Raw genomic sequence first — 1,204 nt, 5'->3', positions numbered from 1 at the left:
GATCACAGCCACTAGGAGACAATTATATTGGCCTGGAATGAAGAAAGACATAGTCGAGTACTTGGCCAAATGCATAGAGTGCCAATAGGTTAAAGCAGAACATCGACACCCAGCAGGATTATTACAACCTTTACCAATCCCAGAATGGAAATGGGAAACCATCTCCATGGATTTCATCACTGGATTACCAACATCGACCAAACAGAATGATGCCATCATGGTAGTGGTGGATAAATTGAGCAAGTCCGCTCACTTTATCCCCGTCAAGTCAACTTGCAAGGCAATAGACATCCCTCAAGTATTCATGAAGGAGATATTCAGACTGCATGGTATGTCGAAAGAGATCGTGTCTGACAGAGACACGAAATTCACTTCCAACTTTTGGAAATCCTTGATGGTTGGTTTGGAGACCAAATTAATATTTAGCACAGCCTATCATCCTCAAACCGATGGACAGATGAAAAAAGTGAACCAAATATTGGAAGACATGCTAAGGATGCATGTAATGCATCAACCCAAAAAATGGGAAGATTACCTGCCATTGCTAGAATTTTCCTACAACAACGGCTATCAAGCGTCCTTAAAAATGAGCCCATTCGAGGTCCTCTATGGTAGACAATGTAATACTCCAGTCAGCTGGAGTAATCCTGTAAATAGGATTTCTTTTGGACCTAACATGTTGAAAGAAATGGAACAACAAGTGACTCAGATAAAACAAAATCTGAAGGTCGCTCAGAACCGACAGAAAAGTTATGCTGATCAAAAGAGAACTCCAAGAGAGTTCAAAATGGGAGACCATGTATATCTCAAAATTAAGCCCAGAAGGAGTTCCCTGAAAATGGGAGCTTGTGCCAAGTTGGCACCTTGGTATTGTGGACCCTTTGAGGTTCTAGATAGAGTGGGACCTGTAGCCTATCGGCTAGCACTTCCTCCCACAGTCAAAGCACATAATGTTTTCCATGTCTCATTATTGAAGAAATATGTACATGATGCTAATCATATAATTGACTGGTCTGTGATCCAGGTGGAACCGGAGGGAGAATTCCTGCCAGAACCCCAATGCATATTGGACAGAAGGGAAACCCAACTCCGGAACAGAACCATTGCACAGGTCAAGGTGCAGTGGAAACATTTTGGCCCAGATGAGGCTACGTGGCAAATGGAGGATGCCATGAGACAGGCATATCCGATTTTGTTTACTTCT

General features: G+C 42.7%; 1 protein-coding gene. It reads left to right on the top strand.

Translation table 11 applies throughout. The annotated features are described in order from the left end of the window. Window positions 1–166: 166 nt before the first annotated feature. Window positions 167–1,204 (top strand): chromo domain-containing protein (locus NUW87_RS11340; protein ID WP_269028626.1); only part of this gene is annotated, 1,038 nt, incomplete at its 3' end.

Origin of the sequence: Corynebacterium pilbarense (assembly GCF_026930265.1) — a bacterium.
Lineage (GTDB): Bacteria > Actinomycetota > Actinomycetes > Mycobacteriales > Mycobacteriaceae > Corynebacterium > Corynebacterium pilbarense.
This window is presented reverse-complemented; position numbering and strand designations above follow the sequence as displayed.